Annotated in this window: 15 protein-coding genes; 10 read left to right on the top strand and 5 right to left on the bottom strand. The window is 66.1% G+C overall.

Features of this window, described 5'->3' with window-relative positions; translation table 11 throughout:
- Positions 1 to 295: 295 nt before the first annotated feature.
- The 3 genes from ACIBK2_RS05055 to ACIBK2_RS05045 are packed head-to-tail and all read right to left on the bottom strand — an operon-like array spanning position 296 to position 4,009.
- A complete protein-coding gene (locus ACIBK2_RS05055) occupies positions 296 to 1,387 on the bottom strand; it encodes a hypothetical protein (protein ID WP_396963790.1) in 1,092 nt (363 codons plus the stop codon).
- Positions 1,377 to 2,624 (bottom strand): sensor histidine kinase, encoded by a 1,248-nt coding sequence (locus tag ACIBK2_RS05050; RefSeq protein WP_396963788.1) that lies wholly within the window; start codon positions 2,622 to 2,624, stop codon positions 1,377 to 1,379. The genes ACIBK2_RS05055 and ACIBK2_RS05050 overlap by 11 nt, the downstream gene beginning before the upstream one ends.
- Entirely contained in the window at positions 2,621 to 4,009 is a 1,389-nt protein-coding gene (locus ACIBK2_RS05045; RefSeq protein ID WP_396963786.1) for a cytochrome P450, read from the bottom strand. The genes ACIBK2_RS05050 and ACIBK2_RS05045 overlap by 4 nt, the downstream gene beginning before the upstream one ends.
- A 323-nt stretch (positions 4,010 to 4,332) precedes the next feature.
- On the opposite strand from ACIBK2_RS05045, the gene ACIBK2_RS05040 reads away from it, so the two are divergent.
- The 8 genes from ACIBK2_RS05040 to ACIBK2_RS05005 all read left to right on the top strand — a co-directional run bounded on the left by ACIBK2_RS05040 (position 4,333) and on the right by ACIBK2_RS05005 (position 12,818).
- Complete coding sequence (locus ACIBK2_RS05040) at positions 4,333 to 5,775, top strand: glycosyltransferase 87 family protein (RefSeq protein ID WP_396963783.1); 1,443 nt, start codon at positions 4,333 to 4,335, stop codon at positions 5,773 to 5,775.
- Positions 5,776 to 5,918: 143 nt separating this feature from the next.
- Positions 5,919 to 6,380 carry a hypothetical protein gene (locus ACIBK2_RS05035; protein ID WP_396963781.1) on the top strand — a complete coding sequence of 154 codons (462 nt, stop codon included), beginning with the start codon at positions 5,919 to 5,921 and terminating at the stop codon, positions 6,378 to 6,380.
- A gap of 6 nt (positions 6,381 to 6,386) precedes the next feature.
- The gene (locus tag ACIBK2_RS05030) at positions 6,387 to 7,133 is read left to right on the top strand and encodes a CoA transferase subunit A (protein WP_396963779.1); all 747 of its coding nucleotides are present in this window, start codon (positions 6,387 to 6,389) and stop codon (positions 7,131 to 7,133) included.
- Positions 7,130 to 7,774, top strand: a complete 645-nt coding sequence (locus tag ACIBK2_RS05025; protein WP_396963777.1) for a CoA transferase subunit B — start codon at positions 7,130 to 7,132, stop codon at positions 7,772 to 7,774. Before ACIBK2_RS05030 ends, ACIBK2_RS05025 begins: the two co-directional genes overlap by 4 nt.
- Entirely contained in the window at positions 7,768 to 9,534 is a 1,767-nt protein-coding gene (locus ACIBK2_RS05020; RefSeq protein ID WP_396963775.1) for an FAD-dependent oxidoreductase, read from the top strand. Before ACIBK2_RS05025 ends, ACIBK2_RS05020 begins: the two co-directional genes overlap by 7 nt.
- 2 nt (positions 9,535 to 9,536) lie before the next feature.
- Positions 9,537 to 10,595, top strand: a complete 1,059-nt coding sequence (locus tag ACIBK2_RS05015) for a maleylacetate reductase (RefSeq protein ID WP_396963773.1) — start codon at positions 9,537 to 9,539, stop codon at positions 10,593 to 10,595.
- An 11-nt stretch (positions 10,596 to 10,606) separates the two neighbouring features.
- Entirely contained in the window at positions 10,607 to 11,515 is a 909-nt protein-coding gene (locus ACIBK2_RS05010; RefSeq protein ID WP_396963771.1) for a dioxygenase, read from the top strand.
- A 160-nt stretch (positions 11,516 to 11,675) separates the two neighbouring features.
- Complete coding sequence (locus ACIBK2_RS05005) at positions 11,676 to 12,818, top strand: alpha/beta hydrolase family protein (protein ID WP_396963769.1); 1,143 nt, start codon at positions 11,676 to 11,678, stop codon at positions 12,816 to 12,818.
- 12 nt (positions 12,819 to 12,830) lie between these two features.
- On the opposite strand, the gene ACIBK2_RS05000 is transcribed toward ACIBK2_RS05005, so the two are convergent.
- Positions 12,831 to 13,784 (bottom strand): alpha/beta hydrolase fold domain-containing protein, encoded by a 954-nt coding sequence (locus ACIBK2_RS05000; protein WP_396963767.1) that lies wholly within the window; start codon positions 13,782 to 13,784, stop codon positions 12,831 to 12,833.
- Positions 13,785 to 14,015: 231 nt separating this feature from the next.
- The gene (locus ACIBK2_RS04995) at positions 14,016 to 14,918 is read right to left on the bottom strand and encodes a LysR family transcriptional regulator (protein ID WP_396963765.1); all 903 of its coding nucleotides are present in this window, start codon (positions 14,916 to 14,918) and stop codon (positions 14,016 to 14,018) included.
- 103 nt (positions 14,919 to 15,021) lie between these two features.
- Between ACIBK2_RS04995 and ACIBK2_RS04990 the strand changes: the two genes are divergently transcribed.
- Both ACIBK2_RS04990 and ACIBK2_RS04985 read left to right on the top strand, forming a co-directional pair.
- Complete coding sequence (locus ACIBK2_RS04990; RefSeq protein ID WP_396963763.1) at positions 15,022 to 16,254, top strand: MFS transporter; 1,233 nt, start codon at positions 15,022 to 15,024, stop codon at positions 16,252 to 16,254.
- The gene (locus tag ACIBK2_RS04985; RefSeq protein WP_396963761.1) at positions 16,251 to 17,429 is read left to right on the top strand and encodes a 4-hydroxybenzoate 3-monooxygenase; all 1,179 of its coding nucleotides are present in this window, start codon (positions 16,251 to 16,253) and stop codon (positions 17,427 to 17,429) included. The genes ACIBK2_RS04990 and ACIBK2_RS04985 overlap by 4 nt, the downstream gene beginning before the upstream one ends.
- Positions 17,430 to 17,433 lie beyond the last annotated feature (4 nt).

The following is a 17,433-nucleotide window of genomic DNA, read 5'->3' as shown; positions in this document are numbered from 1 at the left end:
GTTCCCCAGCTGCTGGTCGTCCGATCAGAGGGAACTGGCGTCGGTAACGAGAGGGCAGTAGCATCAATTCCTCGTGATCGCGTGTCCAGTAGTGGATTTCGTCATGCAGGCGGTCGCTCCTGGGAGCCGTTGATCGACCGCCTCACGCCGGTCCGGCTCGTATCGTGAAGTGGAATTGTTCGTCTCGATCGTTCCGCACAAAGCCCAGAGGCAAACGAATCACCGTTGGGGCGAAACGGTCGGTGACCGCGCGTCCGCAGACGATCGGGCGTGCGGGATCGGACCAGCTGGTTGGTCAGTCGACGTGGCGGACGCAGGAGGCGATGGCTTCGCCGGATTGGTCGTCGGAGCGGCCGGTGGCGACTCGGTCGAGAGTGACGGTTACTGTTCCGGCGCGGTCGATTTCGATGCGTTTGTTGCCGTTCTGTCCGTCTACCAGGACGGTGGCGAGGTGGTGGCGGCCGGGTGGGAGTATTCGGACGGTGATGTGGCCGTCGTGGATGTTGTCGAGTTCGCGGGTGGCCACGTGGCGGACTCGGGTGCAGAGCAGGGGAGCGGTGGTTTCGAGGCCGCCGTCGTCGAGGAGCATTACTTCGACGCCGCGTTGGCGGGCGGCGCGGGCGGCGGCGAGTAGTTCGGGGGTGGCGAGTTGGGGGGCGCGGAGTTCGTCGCGGAGTTCGGCTTCGAGTAGCCGGCATTCCTCGCGTTCTTCGGGTTGGAAGGGGACGGCGGCGGCGATGCGTTCGAGCATCGGGCGGGCGCGGCGGTCGAGGCGGTTGAGTTGGCGTTTGCGTTCGGCGTTCTGGGCGTCGATTCTGGCTTGTTTCACGGCGCGGGCGGTGGACTCGATTTCGAGGTGGTGCAGCGACCGCAGGGTCGGGCGCATGATGGCGGCGAAGACGGCGGCGATGGCGACATTGACCATCGGCACGACGGCCTGCACGTACGCGGTCGGTTCGCCGCCGGCGGCGAGCACGACGGCGATCCAGGTGGCCGCGGTTCCGGTCCAGGCCAACACGTTTCGGCCGCGCAGCACGAGCATCGCCAGCGCACTACCCGCGGTGTAGGCGGTCCACACGCTGGTGTGCGCGTGCAGTTCGGCGGTGACTTGTTCGTGGGCGATCAAGGTCGCGACGGGACCGGCGGCGGCCACGAAGGCCGCGGCGTGCTGGTGGATCGGTTTCCCGGTGTCGAGCACGACGACAACGGTGGCGATGGCGATGAGCACGGCCGCGGCGACCAGCGACACCGACAGCGGCAGCTCGGCCCGGCGCACCGAGCGGATCACCACGGCGGCGTCGGTGGCGAGCACCACGGCGATGATCGTCACCATGGTGGCGCGGTGCTCGCTGAGCAGTCGGCTCAGGTCGCCGTCGTCAGGTGTCATCGGGTGCGTTCCATTCCAACGTGATTCGGGTGCCCGCACCGGGACGGGAGTCGATGGTGGCGCGGCCGCCCGCCTCGCGCATCCGCTGCACGATGCTCACCGTGACGCCGAGCCGGTTCGCCGCGATCAGCGCCGGATCGAAACCTGCCCCGTCGTCGGCGATGATCACGGTGATCCCGCACGCGCGCGCCATGATCGACAACTGCCGCGCGACCGAACGCCCCGGCACCTCGGCGTGCCGCACGCTGTTCCGAACGGCTTCGGCCGCGGCCTCGGCGAGCGCGGTCACCGCGGCGGCCTCGATGCGCAGATCGGCCGAGCTGTAATCGTGGCGAACCTGCACGCGCAGTTCGGCCTCGGTGGCGCCGACCACTTCGCGCGCGATCGTCTCGATCGCCTCGAGATCGGTGCGTATGTCGTTGACGCGCCCGATGGCCGCGAACTGACCGAGCGCTTGATTCGCTTGCCGCGCAAGCATGGTGGGGCAGCCGCCGCGCGAGGTGTCGAGCAGGGTGGCGAGCACCTTGTCGTGGATCACGCCGGCGAAGCGCGCCCGCTCGCTGGCCCGCGCCTCGTCCGCCGCCGCGCGCGAGGCCAATTGGTGTGCGCGCGCCCGTTCCTTGTCGAGCAGGCGGGCCGCGCGACGCGCTGTTTCGGTGATGTAGACGAAGGTCACCGTGATGCCGAGGATACGCATCGAGGTGAGCGCGAACTCGGTCCAGCCGAGGTCGCCGGTGGCCTCGCCGGTGGACGATGCGGCAAGCACGCCGACGCCGACGACGTAGATCGCGGTGGCCGGCGTCCGCCACGCCAGCGTTGCCGCAACCCCGCCGAGCGGAACCAGCCGATAGATCCATTCCACATCGTCGATGACCTGCCCGGGCAGCACCGCGAACCCGGACAGCCCGACGGCCATCGCGAAAACCGTTGCGTGCGTTGCCGCGATGACCCGCACGATGGGCAGCCCGGCCTGCAGCGCGGTCGCGGCCAGCAGCAGCGCGGTGCCGAACACACCGAACATGGCGAGCGCGGTCCACCAGCCGGGGAAGTGCCGCGACTGCTCGGCGATCTCGGCCGCGTCGCCCGCGCCGAAGATCCACACGCCGACACCGAGCGCGAACAGCAGAATGCGATCGATCTGCTCGGTGGCGGCTCGGCTGATCGACGTCCGCTGGCTGCATCGACCCGACAACGCGGCCACGGTGCGGCCGAACAGTGACGGCGACATCGAGGTCATCGCGGTTCGCCGACCTCGATCCTGGACCGGCTCGACGCTCGCCTCGGTGCGTACACGGCCCTGGCCTCGCGCTTCGGGCGCAGGTTGATCGTCAACTTCATCGCGGCGTCCCGGTCGATCCGCACCGTGCCGCCGGCGAGCAGCAGCGCGGTGAAGATCTGCCCCTCCAACAAGGCAAGGGCGGAACCGATGCAGACGTGCTCGCCCGCGCCGAACGGCAAGTAGGACAGCCGTTCCCACGACCGGTCCGCCTCCTGTGCGAAGCGATCGGGGTCGAATTTCGCCGGATCAGGGAACTGCCGAGCCGACCGGTGCATCACGTACGGGGCGACGAACACGATCGTGCCCTCGGCGATGGCGTAATCGCCGATCCGCGTCGCGCACGCGGCCTCGCGCAGGAACGCGGGCGACGGCGGATACAACCGCATCGATTCCTTGAACACCTGCAGGCAGTAGGGGAGTTGCCCCAGATCCTCGGCTGTCGGCGTCGCATCGCCGAGCACCCGATCGACCTCGGCGGCGGCGCGTTCGGCGACGCCGGGATGGCGCGACAGCGCGTACGCCGTCCAGAACATCGCGTCGGCGCTGGTTTCGTGCGCCGCGGCCCACAGGTTGATCACCTCGTCGACCAGCCGGTCCGGGCTCATCGGCGCACCGTCGCGGTCGCGCTGGGCGAGCATGGCCGACACGATGTCGTTGTGCCGCTCGGGATTCCGGCGTCGCACGTCGATCGCGCGGGCGGCCCAGTCACGCACCAGCGCGAGATCCTGAATGAAGTCGCGGTTGCGTTTCGTCGGAATGTTCAACGGCGCGACGATCGGTCGCGACATCGCCCGCATCTCCCAGTCGAAGATCCGGGTCGCCGCCTCGACCACCTCCCGGTGCGCGTCGAGCGGTTCGTCGATCAGCAGCCCGGCGACGACGTCGTGCATCATCTCCTGCACCCCGGCCAGCAGGTCCACCTCACCTGCCGCCTGCCATTTCCGCAGGTGCGTGTGCATCCGGGTGGCCATCACGTCCACGTATTTCGGCACCCGCCGCGCGGTGAACAGCGGCGCGACCATCGCACGCTGAGTGCGATGTACCTCGCCCTCGGAGATGATCAATCCCTCGCGCAGCGCGGGCCACAGCGTGCCCGTCACCGCCCGCGCCCGCCGGAATTCCGCGGCGCGCGAGACGAGTACCTCGTTGATCTCCGCAGGCCCGGTCACCAGCACAGCCGGAAACATCCCGATCCGGAACCCCGCGACCGGTCCCTGTTCGTCGGCCAGCCGTTCCATCACGGCCAGCGGATCACGGAACCAGCGCAGTGTCGTACCCAGCCCGAGCACGCCACTACGTCCGTGGTCCAGTAACTCGATTTCCCCCGCCCGATCATCGTTCACTGACGATTCCTCCCATGGTTCGTCATCGAAGTCAGAGCGATTCGTCAGCCCCGCCGCCCGGTGTTCAGGACGTCTGACGAGCAGTCTGTCTGTGCCGGATCGTATTGGGGCGACGGCTCGGAGTCATGCCCGCAGAACTGGGGTTAGGGCATCGTTCTCGCGGTGTTTTCGCAGGTCGATGGCGTTCGTGAGATGCGTTCCACAGCAGCGGGTTCGGGCCGCGCGACACCCGCGAGTTAAGTGATAGGATGATTGATCTTAGTTTAGCTAAACAGTTGCTGGTCTGCGTGTGTTGCCTCACCTGATGAAGGAAAAACAACTCCATGGCTGTCATGCTGCAAACAGGAGAACAGCGCGGCACCGGTGCGATCGGAAAGCCGCGCGCCTCGCGTGAATTCGCGGTACTCGGTGCCGCGATCGTGTTCGCCTGCGTCTCCGTCGGCGCCTGGCTGGCATTCATCCGGCCGAACTGGGATATGTACTGGCACCAGGTCGACCTGCAGGTTTATATGTGGGGCGGCTCGATGGCCGCACTACATCCCGAACTGCTGTACGACGGACGCGGCCCGCTGGGACTGCCCTTCCTCTATCCGGTCTTCGCCGCGTGGATCTGCGCGGAATTGGCCCAATTCCCGATCAACTATGTCGGGACCGGCGTTGTCGTCATGACGTTGGTGTCGCTCGGAATTAGCGTGTGGAGTGCCGGGGTGCTGCAGCGTCGGCGGCGCGGGCTTGTCCTGGTCGCGCTGACCATCGCCGTCGGCGCCGCCGGACTCTGGCTCGAGCCGGTCCAGCAGACCTTGCAGTTCGGGCAGCTCAGCGTGCTGCTGATGGCGATGGTGCTCGCCGACCTCGCCCTCCCCAAGAATCGTTGGTACCGTGGCATTCTCATCGGCATCGCGACCGGCCTGAAGCTCACGCCCGCCGTATTCGTCGTCTATCTGCTCATCACCCGGCAATTCAAGGCCGCCGCCACCGCGTGCGCCGCTTTCGCCGCGACGGTCGCGATCGGCTTCTGGTATCGGCCGACGCAGGCGCTGGAATTCTGGACCACGACCATGACGTCGCAGAACCGAATCGGCTTCGCCTATGTGCAGAATCAATCGATCAACGGGCTGTTCGGTCGCCTCCAATGGTCGACCTGGGAGGACAGCAGTTCCTCGCTGGTGTGCGCCGGTCTGCTCGGTCTCGCCGGAATAGCCGCGGCGCGGATCGCGTATCTGCGCGGTGATGAATTGCTCGGCGCGCTGCTCGCGGCCACGGTGATGCTGCTCGCCTCGCCGATCTCCTGGACGCACTACTGGGTGTGGATTGTTCCGGCGTTGATGTGGGTGTTCCGCGCGCTGCGCGATCGACCGCTCGGTGTCCGGATCGCGGTGCCCGCGGCCGTCTACCTGTTCGTGTTCGCGTGGCCGATGCGGATCGATCGGGTCGGCTGGTGGGACCCCGATCTGCCCCTGCTGCCGCAAGGGCTGGTCTGGGATGTGCCGCAGACCAACGGTCGCGAATACCGTTGGAACCTCTGGCAATTCCTGCTCGGCGACTCGTACACCCTGCTCGCCGTCGGTGCGCTGGTTGCTGCGAGCGGCTGGCTGCTCTTGCGCAGGCCAGGGAGCCCGCTTTCTGAATCGGGCATCGAGCCGGATTCTGTGCAAGTGGTCAGTTCGATCACCTCGAAGGAGCTCGCGGAGTCTCGAGCCGCACATACGCGCGGTGCCGAGACGGTCGAAGTTGGTGCGGCACAGCAGGATTCGATTCCGCTGTAGTTACAGGTGGCGTCGGCGCCGCGGTCATGGCCAGCCTCCTGGACGGAGGTCTGCGATTCATAAGTACGAAACCGTAGCTACGGAGACGTACTTACACTACAGTTGCGGCTGCAACGGCAGCGACGCACTGAATCGAGGGACCCATGACCGGGAAAGAGTCGGTCGACCTGTCACCGTTACGGCTGGTCGATGACCAGTCGGTGGTGATCAACGCGCCCTCGGCGGTGGTCTGGCGCGAACTCGGCGCGGTAATCGGGCGAGCGGGTTCGCGCGGTGTGGAGCTGGGCGGTCGATTGCTGCGGTTGCGGCCGGCCGCCGCCGCGGGCGACCCGCTCTTCGTCGGCTCCGCCCTGCCGGGCTTCGCGATCGTGCGTGCCGATCCGCAGCGCGAGCTGGCTCTGACCGGGCGGCACCGGTTCTCGACCTATGCGGTCATCTTCCATCTCGCGACCGAGGGCGAACAGACGACGCTGCGGGCCGAGACCCACGCCGACTTCCCGGGCATGGCCGGACGCCTCTACAAGGCCGCCGTGATCGACACGCGATTGGGCACACTGGGCACCCGCGCTTTGTTGCGCATGGTCCAGCGCCGGGCGCAGCGGTAGCGACCGATGGACAAAGTTGTTCCCACGGCGGCCGAAGCGGTCGCCGACATCCCCGATGGCGCGTCCCTCGCGGTCGGCGGATTCGGTCTGGTCGGTGTGCCGGAAGTGCTCATCGCGGCGCTGCTCCGGCATGGTGCTACCGACCTCGAGGTGGTCAGCAACAACTGTGGCACTGCGGGTTTCGGGTTGGGGGTGTTGTTGGCCGAACATCGGATCCGGCGGGCGGTCAGCTCCTATATCGGTGAAAACAAGGAGTTCGCAAGGCAATACCTCTCCGGTGAGCTGGAAGTCGAACTGACACCGCAGGGCACGCTCGCCGAACGCATGCGCGCGGGTGGGGCGGGGATTCCCGCGTTCTTCACTCCAGCGGGTGTCGGCACCCAGGTCGCCGACGGTGGGCTGCCGTTGCGATACGACGGCAACGGTGCCGTCGCGGTGGCGAGTTCGCCCAAGGAGACCCGCGAATTCGATGGTGTCACTTACGTATTGGAGCGGGGAATCGTCACCGACTATGCCTTGGTGCACGCGTGGAAGGGCGATCGGCACGGCAATCTCGTGTATCGGCTCAGCGCGCGCAATTTCAATCCGCCAGCGGCGACCGCCGGGCGGATCACCATCGCGCAGGTCGAGCATCTGGTGGAGCCGGGTGTGATCGCGCCGGATCAGGTGCACACGCCGGGGATTCACGTCCAGCGCGTGGTGCATGTCGGTGCGGTGCGGGTGGGTATCGAGAAGCGGACGGTGCGCGCATGACGCTGAGCCGTGATCAGTTGGCCGCCCGGGTCGCGCGCGAACTGCGCGACGGACAATACGTCAATCTCGGCATCGGCCTGCCGACCTTGGTGCCGAATCACTTGCCCGCCAACATGACCGTGGTGTTGCACTCGGAGAACGGGGTGCTGGGCGTAGGGCCGTACCCGACCGAGGACGAGCTCGATCCGGAATTGATCAACGCGGGCAAAGAGACCATCACCGTGCTGCCTGGTGCCGCGTACTTCGACTCGGCGGCTTCGTTCGGGATGATCCGCGGCGGCGCGGTCGATGTCGCGGTACTCGGCGCCATGCAGGTGAGCGAGCGCGGCGACCTGGCCAACTGGATGATCCCCGGACAGCTGGTGAAGGGGATGGGCGGCGCGATGGATCTGGTGCACGGTGCGCGCAAGGTGATCGTGATGATGGAGCACGTTTCGCGCGGCGGCGAACCGAAGATCCTCACCGACTGCACCTTGCCACTCACCGGAATGCGTTGTGCCCACAGGATTATCACCGACATGGCGGTATTGGATGTCACGCCGGACGGTCTGTTGCTCGTAGAAACGGCCGAGGGGTGCAGCGTGGACGAGGTCCAGGCCGCGACCGGAGCCAAGATTCAGGTGGAGAGAGAACAATGGTGAGCTTCGACGATCGTATTGTCGAAACGGATGTCCTGATAGTCGGTTCCGGTCCTGCGGGCGCGTCGGCGGCGCTGTTTCTGTCGACGCTCGGCGTGCCGAACATCATGATCACCAAGTATCGGTGGACCGCCAATACGCCACGCGCACATATCACCAACCAGCGGACGATGGAGATCTTCCGCGACCTGGGGATCGAGGATCAGGTGCTGGCCGACGCCACGCCGCACGAGATGATCGGCGATACGGTCTTCTGCACGTCTCTCGCCGGTGACGAACTCGGTCGCATCCACACCTGGGGCACCCATCCCAAGCGGCACGCGGACTACGAACTCGCGTCGCCGTCGATGAATTGCGATATCCCGCAAACATATCTGGAACCGATCCTGGTCAAGAACGCGACCATGCGCGGCACGCACACCCGCTTCTCCACCGAATACGTCTCGCACACACAGCATTCCGATCACGTCGAAGTGCTGGTGGCGGACCGGCTGCTCGGAGTCGAGTACACCATCGTGGCCAAGTACCTGATCGGCGCGGACGGTGCCCGATCACAGGTCGCCGCCGATATCGACCTGCCGATGCAGGGCCGGATGGATATCGCCGGATCGATGAACATCACCTTCAAGGCGGACATGGGCGACCTTGTGCGCGACCGGCCTTCAGTCCTGTACTGGGTGGTCCAGCCGGGATCGAACATCGGCGGCATCGGCGCCGGTCTGGTTCGGATGGTGCGGCCATGGAACGAATGGCTGATCGTCTGGGGCTACGACATCGCCGGGCCGCCACCGGAAGTGACCGACGAATCGGCGACCCAGATCGTCCGCAACCTGGTCGGGGTGCCCGATCTGGCGGTCGAGATCACCGGAAAGTCGCTGTGGGGCAACAACGAACAGTACGCGACCCGAATGCAGGCCGGTCGCGTGTTCTGCGCGGGCGACGCCGTGCACAGGCATCCGCCGAGCAATGGTCTGGGCTCGAACACCTCGATCCAGGATTCGTACAACCTCGCCTGGAAGATCGCTGCGGTGCTGGCGGGTAAGGCGGGTCCGGCGTTGCTGGATACGTACTCCGTGGAACGTGCGCCGGTCGCCGAACAGATCGTGCGGCGCGCCAACAAGTCCAGTCGCGAGTTCGGCAAGCTCTTCGAGGCGCTCGGCATCGACAAGGCCGAAACACCTCAGGAGATGGCCGCGCTGATCGAGTCCCGTAAGGACAACACTCCGGCGGGTGCCGCCAAGCGCCGCGCGATCAGCGAGGCGATGGAGATCAAGAACTACGAATTCAACGCCCACGGTGTCGAATTGGGGCAGTGCTATACGTCCAGTGCGGTGGTCGCGGACGGCAGCGAGCGTCCCGCGCCGACCAGGGATCCCGAGTTGTACTACGAGCCATCCACTTTCCCCGGAGCCAGGTTCCCGCATGCGTGGGTGGGGGACAGTAGCCACAAATACTCGACGCACGACCTGTCGCCCTATGGGCAATTCACCCTCTTCACCGGAACGACCGGCGACCAGTGGGTCACTGCCGCGGCGAAGGTGGGCGAACAACTCGGCATCGACCTCGACACCGTCGTCATCGGACCGGGAACGCCCTATTCGGACCTCTACTTCGACTGGTCCGAGCTACGCGGCGTGGCGGAAGATGGTGTTGTGCTGGTGCGGCCGGACAAGCACGTAGGGTGGCGATCCGCGACACTTCCCGCCGATCCCGCGTCGGCGCTGTACGAGTCCCTTTCCGCGATCCTGAGTCTCGGGAGTTGAGCATGCGCTTCGAACACGAAACCTTGAGTCAGCGAGTGTTATTCGGCACCGGCGCGGCGGCCACGCACCTCGTGGCGGAAGTCGCCCGGCTCGGCGCACGACGAGTGATGGTGATCGCCGCGGAATCGGAGGCGGCCATCGCGGCCACTCTGATCGAAGGCATTGACGTCGCACTCGTCTACACCGATGTCGCGCCGCACGTGCCGATCGAGAAGGCGGAGGCCGCGCGTAAAGCGGCGGCGCAGGTCGATGCCGACCTGCTGGTGTGTATCGGCGGCGGCTCGACGACCGGTTTAGCCAAGGCCATCGCCATGGTGCACGCGGTGCCCATCGTGGCGATCCCGACGACCTACGCGGGCTCGGAGGCTACCAACGTCTGGGGACTGACCGAGGCGGCCCGCAAGACCACCGGCGTGGACAACGCGGTCCTGCCGGTCACCGTCATCTACGACGCGGAACTCACGCTGTCGTTGCCCGTCGAATTGTCGGTCGCCTCCGGGCTGAATGCGCTCGCGCATTGCGTCGATTCGATGTGGGCACCCAGAGCCGACCCGATCAACCAGGCCCTCGCGATCGAGGGGGTGCACGCACTGTCCTGGGGTCTTCGGCTGGTCGTCATGGACCCGGAAGGAACCGTCGGCCGCGAACGCGTGCTCTACGGCGCGTATCTCGCCGCGGTCGCGTTCGCCTCGGCCGGTTCCGGTATGCACCACAAGATCTGCCATGTTCTCGGCGGCGCGTTCGGCTTGCCGCATGCCCAGACACACGCCACGATCCTGCCGCACGTGCTGGCGTTCAACTCCGCCGCCGTCCCCGATATCGAGCAACGTCTCGCCGACGCTTTCGGAAGCGTCACTGCCACAGTCGGACTCGACAAGCTCCGCGCCGATACCGGTGCGCCGACCGCACTACGAGACTACGGATTCACGGAAGCCGACATCCCCGAAGCGGTACAACTGATCCTGCCCAACATTCCGGCAAGCAACCCCCGTCCGGTGACGGCGGACAACCTCGAGACACTGCTGCGCGCCGCGCTGGTCGGCGCGGCGGCGGGACAATAGGAGAGGGCACGATGACCGAATTCAACATTGCGGCACAGCCGATCTCGCCGCAGCAACGCGAAGCCGAGGACGCACTCGAGGCGACCGTTCTCGCCTCCTTCGGCAATGCCGACAACGAGCGTCTTGGCTTCCTGATGCAGTCGCTCACCAGGCACCTGCACGCCTTCATCCGCGAGGTGCGGCTCACCGAGGACGAATGGCAGGCCGCGATCGAATTCCTCACCGCCGCAGGCAACATCACCGACGACAAGCGTCAGGAGTTCATCCTGCTCTCCGACGTACTCGGTGCCTCCGCGCAATGCATTTCCGTGAACAACCAGGCCTACAAAGGTGCGACGGAGGCGACCGTGTTCGGTCCGTTCTTCGTCGAGAACGCCCCGCACATCGAACTCGGCGGCGACATCGCCGGTGTGGCGTCGGGCCTACCGTGCTGGGTCGAGGGAACCGTCACCGACACCGATGGTGCGCCTCTGCCCGGTGCGCGCATCGAAGTCTGGGAAGCCGACGATCAAGGTCAATACGATGTCCAGTACCCCGATGGCCGGATATCCGGTCGGGCCCACCTGTTTTCGGACGCGCAGGGCGAATTCCGTTTCTGGGGACTGACGCCGACGGCGTACCCGATCCCGCACGACGGCCCGGTCGGCCTGCTGCTCGAAGCGGTCGGCCGCTCACCCGTCCGCGCCGCCCATCTGCATTTCATGGTCTCCGCCGAGGGGATGCGCACGCTGGTTACCCACATCTTCGTCCGCGGCGACGAATTGCTGGACAAGGACAGCGTTTTCGGCGTGAAACAGTCCCTGATCAAGGAATTCGTCGAGCACGCACCGGGAACCGCGACACCGGACGGCCGTGACCTCGGCGACCGAGCATGGACACAGACCCGATTCGACATCGTCCTCGCCCCGCAGGGCACCTGAGAAGCGGTCAGGCCCCGAGCTTCCCGCGGCCGTTCGACGCGGCGGACAGTCCGAATTCGAGCCGGGCGACGTCATTGCCGGTAGTGGCTCGCCGGTACTGAATCTTGCTCGTACTCCGGTGGGATGACGGTTGAGATACCGCTGAATACCGTCTTGCGATATGCGCTCACGTCGACTGTTCGCGGTCTCGCTCGGTCTCCTCACCGTCGTCACGACGGCCTGCTCCGGTACCGCCGAGTCGGACGCTTCCGTGACTTCTTCCGCGTTGACGATGTCGTTCGGCGACTTCGTCTCGAAGGCAGAGCTGACTCTCCCATCGGGTGACCGACCGGCGCCGCTCGTCGTGCTCGTCGGCGGGTCGGGGCCGGAGGATCTCAATGCCGACGACGCGAGCGACGGGGCGACCTCACGCGGCCATCTGTTCGCCGATGTCGCCCGCTCGCTCGCGGATGAAGGGTTCGCCGCGTTGCGGTACAACAAGCATTACGTGAACGGTCTCGGCGATATCGATCCACGTTTCGGCACCGAGCTCACGATGTCGCAGCTCGTCGATGACGTGCACAGTGCCGTCAACGCGGTGGCAAACGACCCGAGGATTGATCCGCGATGGGTGTATCTCTATGGCTGGAGCGAAGGTACGACCGTTGCCGCCGCGGCCGCGACCGGAATACCGAACCTGCGCGGGATCATCCTGCAGGGAGTGGTCGGTATCCCTTGGCGGGAAGGTCTGATCGCGCAATGGGAACGCGTCGTGCGGCCTTATCTCCGGAACTTCGCGGTCGACGGGTCGGTGGGCGCCGCGGAACTGAGCCGAGCATGGCACGGCGACGGCGGTGTGGTGGCGCACGAACTCATCGGCGTGCTCGGTGACGACGTCAGCTCCGAGCGCACCGTCGTCAACCCGACTTTCGACCCGGACGGCAACGGCAGAATCGACCTGGACAACGAACTGCCCACTGCGGCAGTGAGGTTCGTCGACGAGCAGTTGGCGGGCGGCGTCTTCCGTCTCTACGGTGCACCCTCCGCGCTACCCGATGTCACCGCGCAGGCCACCGCACTCCGCGACCTGCCTGTCCTCACCTTGCATGGCGAGAACGACAGCAACGTGTCAGTAGACGCGGCCACCCGACTCGATCGGGCACTGGCGGCCAACGGAAGTCGCGATCACACCCTGCGCACCTATCCCCGGTCCGGCCATTCCCTCAGCGAGGCAAGCGATCTGCAGCACGACCCGATCGGCCCGATTCGGCCGGAGCCGCTCATCGACCTCGGACGTTGGCTGCGCGACCACGAATCACGCTGACCACGTTCGGAATCAAGCGTGGTGGCCCAGGGCGAGGTCCAGGAAATCGAAGAATTGCTGCCCGATTATCCGAGGATCGACGGCACCTACGAATTCGTGGTCGGTGAACGGGTAATTGAAGAACTGGGTGCGCACTCCGGCATTCTTGAGCGCGGTGCTCAACTGAACGCTCTGCCCGAAAGGCACCAGGTGATCAATAACGCCGTGCTGCAACAGAAATGGCGGGTCGTCGCTACTGACGTAGGTGATGGGGCTGGCCGCGCGCGCCCGATCCGGGCATTTCGACGGGGCGCACCCCAGATACTGCTGTTCGGGTGAGCCTTCGTCGTGCGGGAGGCCCCCGGGCAGGCTCTGACTGTCCATCGTCGTGAAATCGGCTGGACCGAACCAATCCGCCACAGCCTGCACCCGGCTGGAATAGCCGGGATTGCCGCCGTCGCCTTCGAGTTCGGGCCGATCGCCGGTGGTGCCCAATATGTTGGCCATATAGCCGCCCGCCGAGTCTCCCCATGCGGCGAATCGGGTGGTATCGAAGCCGTAGGTATCAGCATGCGCGCGGAGCCAGCGCACCGCGGCTTTGACATCGAAAACCGGAGCGGGCCATTGGCTTTGCGGGCTCAGGCGATAGTCCACGCTGGCCATGGCATAGCCGCGCTGATTGAGCGCGTGGGCGATATCGGCCACCGACCCCCAAGGCAGCGGGATGCCCGAATTGGTCCGATTGCCGGAAATGAACCCGCCGCCATGGAAATAGATCACCAGCGGCGCGGGACCACCGGGGTGCGCACTCGGCAGATAGAGATCGAGTAACTGGGGAGTTCCCGCCGCCTCGGTATAGGGAATGGCCGGTAGATATCCGGTGGGTGGCGCCGCGTGCACCGTCGCGGCGGTGACGCCGAGCGAGGTGGCCGCGGCCAGCAGCAGAATTGCCGCGAATCGGGGGAGGGACCTGCGATGGATCGTCATGTCGAACTCTTCTGTCGAAGGCAGGCGGAATTCGCGGACGGTACTCGGACGGCCGCGATCAATGGTGGCAGGAATGGGCAACGGAGGGATTGCCCAACGGGGATTACCGGTAGCGCCTCGCGAGAGCTATTGGGTGACACGGATGATGGCGTAAGCCTCGTGCGCCGTCAAGCCGGTCGAAAGTTTCGGCTGGTACCAACGATCCCCAGATGGGGTGGTTCCCCCTTTGGTTCACGGCAAGTCTTGTAATGCGGCGCGGATCACATCCAGGAACCACGCCTGCGCGGCGCTCCGCCCCGGCGGCCTGCGCGTATACGCGGCGATCTCGGCGGGCTCGATGGGCCACGGCAGTGCGAAGGTCCGGACCCGATGCGTCCCGGCCATGGCGCGAGCGATCCGGTTCGGCACGATGGCGACGAGTTCGGTGTCCTGCACGACATACGGCAGCGTGGCGAAGCGAGTGACCCGGACCGCGATGTGTCCTTCCAGTCCGTGTGCGCGCAGGGCTTCCCGTGGCGCGGGATGACCGGTGGTGCCTTCGACGACGATATGCCGTTCACCTCGGAGTTCGGCGTCGGTCGCGGTGGCACCGCGCAGCCGCGGATGGTCGGCCGAGACCATCCCGGCGTAGCCCTCGGTGAACAGCGGCACCCGGTTGAGCCGCACCGAATCCAGCACCGGGCTGGCCACGATCGCGTCGACCCGGCCGCGGGTGAGTTGATCTTCGGCGGTGTCGATGTCGAACGCGTGCACCTGCAACGTCGCGGCGGGCGCGCGGGCCGCGAGTTCGGTGTGCACCAGCGGCAGCGAGTTCACTTCGCCGAGGTCGGTGAGCCCGATCGAGAAGCTGATGGGCCCGGACGGGTCGAATTGTGTTGCGGCGCCGATGGTCACGTCGAGCTGCTCGATGGCGGTGCGCAGCGGCGGATAGAGCCGCTCGGCCTCCGAGCTGGGCACCAGACCACCAGGGCCGCGCGCGAACAGCTCGTCGCCGAGCCGCCTGCGCAGCTTGCCCAACCCGTAGCTGACGGTGGGCTGAGTGACGCCGAGGACGTCGGCCGCCGCCGTCACGCTCCTCGTCTCATAGAGCAGGACGAACGTCCGAATGAGGTTGAGATCGAATTCCGCGCCCATAGATCCCCTCTATATAGATTCCGAAAAACATCTATTGGATTTCTGATGTGGTCGATCGTAGCGTGATGGCAATCACGATTGCTCCTCCAGAAACGAACTCCCTATGAAGAAGTTGTTGTCCTGGTCCGCCGCGCTCTGCTGGCTGACCGTCCTGCTGGAGGGCTACGACCTCGTCGTTCTCGGCGCCGTCATCCCCACGCTCATCGATCAGCATCACATCGGATTCACCGCTGCCAGTGCGACTTTCGCCGCGACCATCTCGCTGGTCGGCGTCGCCATCGGCGCGACGGCGTCGGGACCCATCGCCGACCGCTATGGCCGCCGCCGGATGCTGCTCTGCTCGATCGCCCTCTTCTCGCTGTTCACCGCCGCCGTGCCGCTGGCCGGATCGGTGAGCGTCTTCGCCGCGTTCCGCCTGATCGCCGGGCTCGGGCTCGGCGCGTGCCTGCCGACCGCGCTGACCCTGATGGCCGAGTTCATGCCGCCGGCCCGCCGGGCCTTCGCGAGCACGATCACGATGACCGGCTATCACACCGGTGCGGTGCTCACCGCGTTGGTCGCGTTGCGCGTCATCCCGCATTGGCAGCCGTTGTTCTACGCGGGTGGGGCGGCCGGACTGCTGTTGCTGCCGGTCATCTGGGCCAAACTGCCCGAGTCCGAGGCCTATCTCGCCGCCAAGGACGCACCGACCCGAGTCAAGCCCACCGTGTTGCTGCAGCCCGTGTATCTGCGTGCGACGCTGGGGGTTTGGGTCGGATCGTTCATGGGGTTGCTGCTCGTATACGGCCTGAACACCTGGCTGCCGAAGCTGATGCGCGACGCCGGATACAACATGTCCACCTCGCTGACCGTGCTGCTGATGCTGAACATCGGGGCCATTATCGGCCTGCTCACGGCGGGCACGCTCGCCGATCGGCGCGGCATCAAACCGACCGTGCTGGTGTGGTTCGGCGCGGCGGCGGTCTTCCTCGCGCTGCTCAGCGTCAAGATCTCGAGCACCGTGCTGCTGAATGCGCTGGTGCTGGTCACGGGCATCTTCGTGTTCTCGGCCCAGGTGCTCATCTACGCCTACGTGACTCAGGCATACCCGGCCGAAATCCGCGCCACCGCCATGGGATTCGCCGCAGGCGTCGGACGGCTCGGTGCGATCTTCGGTCCGACGATCACCGGCTGGCTCATCATCGTCGGGTCCGCGAACCCTTGGGGCTTCTACCTTTTCGCTGCGGTCGCGGGCATCGGATTGCTCGCCATGGCCGCTGTGCCGCGGACCACCGTGGACGGACTCGCTCCGGTCGAGTCCACCACGTCGACTGACCGAGGAGCGCGCGCGGCATGAAGACCACCCGTACCCAGGTAGCGATCGTCGGCGCCGGTCCGGCCGGTCTCCTGCTCTCGCACCTGTTGCACCGGGCGGGCATTCACGCCGTCGTCATCGATCATCGCGGGTACGAGCAGATCGCGGGCACCATCCGGGCGGGCATCCTCGAGGCGGGATCCGTTCGGCTGCTGGTGGATTCGGGCGTATCCGAGCGCGTGCTCACCGACGGTCAGCGGCACGACGGTGTGGTGTTGCGCTACGACGGGGAGAACCATCGGATCGACTTCCAGGAACTGGTCGGCGAATCGGTCTGGCTGTACCCGCAGACCGAGGTGTTCATGGACCTGTCCGTGCGGCGCACGGTCGACGGGGGAGACGTGCGCTACGGCATCACCGATACCGTCGTGGACATCTCCGGTCGGCGCCCGACGATGACGTTCGCCGAACCCGACGGCAGCAAGGTGCGCGTCGAAGCCGATCTGCTCGTCGGTGCGGACGGCTCCCGATCGATCTGCCGCCACGCCTTCCCCGACGGCACCCGCGACGAATGGTTCCGCGAATATCCGTTCGCCTGGTTCGGCTTCCTGACCGAGGCGCCGCCCTCGCACGACGAATTGATATACACCCGTTCGGATTACGGCTTCGCGCTGATCAGTCAGCGGACACCGACGATGCAGCGGATGTACTTCCAGTGTGAGCCAGGCGAGCGTCCGGAGGAGTGGGACGACGACCGGATCTGGACCGAGATGCGAAGACGGGTGAACGGCAACGGCTTCGAACTCCAGGAGGGTCCGATCAGCGCGAAAACGGTGCTGCCGTTCCGCTCCTTCGTCACCGCGCCGATGCGGCACGACAAGCTGCTGCTCGCGGGCGACGCGGCGCACACTGTCCCGCCGACCGGTGCGAAGGGCTTGAACCTCGCGCTCGCCGACGTGGCGGTGCTGGCGGAGGTGATCGCCGATTTCTACCGTATCGGCGAAGCCGACGTGCTCGATCGATACACCGAGCGAGCCCTGGATCGGGTCTGGCGGGCCCAGCACTTCTCGTATTGGGCGACCACGATGCTGCACGCGGTCGGCGACGCGTCGCCCTTCGATGAGCAGCGGCAGCGCGGTGAATTGTCGATGGTCACCGGATCACGGTATGGCTCAGCGTATTTCGCCGAGGCATACACCGGCTGGCAGCAGAAATAGACCC

The organism is Nocardia sp. NPDC050175 (genome assembly GCF_044459885.1).
GTDB lineage: Bacteria > Actinomycetota > Actinomycetes > Mycobacteriales > Mycobacteriaceae > Nocardia.
Note: the sequence above shows the minus strand (reverse complement) of the source record. Positions and strands in the feature narration are given on the sequence as shown.

Coding starts and splice junctions, on each gene's coding strand:
- ACIBK2_RS05055 (WP_396963790.1), bottom strand. CDS start 1,387: ATGACACCTGACGACGGCGACCTGAGCCGACTGCTCAGCGAGCACCGC.
- ACIBK2_RS05050 (WP_396963788.1), bottom strand. CDS start 2,624: ATGACCTCGATGTCGCCGTCACTGTTCGGCCGCACCGTGGCCGCGTTG.
- ACIBK2_RS05040 (WP_396963783.1), top strand. CDS start 4,333: ATGGCTGTCATGCTGCAAACAGGAGAACAGCGCGGCACCGGTGCGATC.
- ACIBK2_RS05035 (WP_396963781.1), top strand. CDS start 5,919: ATGACCGGGAAAGAGTCGGTCGACCTGTCACCGTTACGGCTGGTCGAT.
- ACIBK2_RS05030 (WP_396963779.1), top strand. CDS start 6,387: ATGGACAAAGTTGTTCCCACGGCGGCCGAAGCGGTCGCCGACATCCCC.
- ACIBK2_RS05025 (WP_396963777.1), top strand. CDS start 7,130: ATGACGCTGAGCCGTGATCAGTTGGCCGCCCGGGTCGCGCGCGAACTG.
- ACIBK2_RS05020 (WP_396963775.1), top strand. CDS start 7,768: ATGGTGAGCTTCGACGATCGTATTGTCGAAACGGATGTCCTGATAGTC.
- ACIBK2_RS05015 (WP_396963773.1), top strand. CDS start 9,537: ATGCGCTTCGAACACGAAACCTTGAGTCAGCGAGTGTTATTCGGCACC.
- ACIBK2_RS05010 (WP_396963771.1), top strand. CDS start 10,607: ATGACCGAATTCAACATTGCGGCACAGCCGATCTCGCCGCAGCAACGC.
- ACIBK2_RS05005 (WP_396963769.1), top strand. CDS start 11,676: ATGCGCTCACGTCGACTGTTCGCGGTCTCGCTCGGTCTCCTCACCGTC.
- ACIBK2_RS05000 (WP_396963767.1), bottom strand. CDS start 13,784: ATGACGATCCATCGCAGGTCCCTCCCCCGATTCGCGGCAATTCTGCTG.
- ACIBK2_RS04995 (WP_396963765.1), bottom strand. CDS start 14,918: ATGGGCGCGGAATTCGATCTCAACCTCATTCGGACGTTCGTCCTGCTC.
- ACIBK2_RS04990 (WP_396963763.1), top strand. CDS start 15,022: ATGAAGAAGTTGTTGTCCTGGTCCGCCGCGCTCTGCTGGCTGACCGTC.
- ACIBK2_RS04985 (WP_396963761.1), top strand. CDS start 16,251: ATGAAGACCACCCGTACCCAGGTAGCGATCGTCGGCGCCGGTCCGGCC.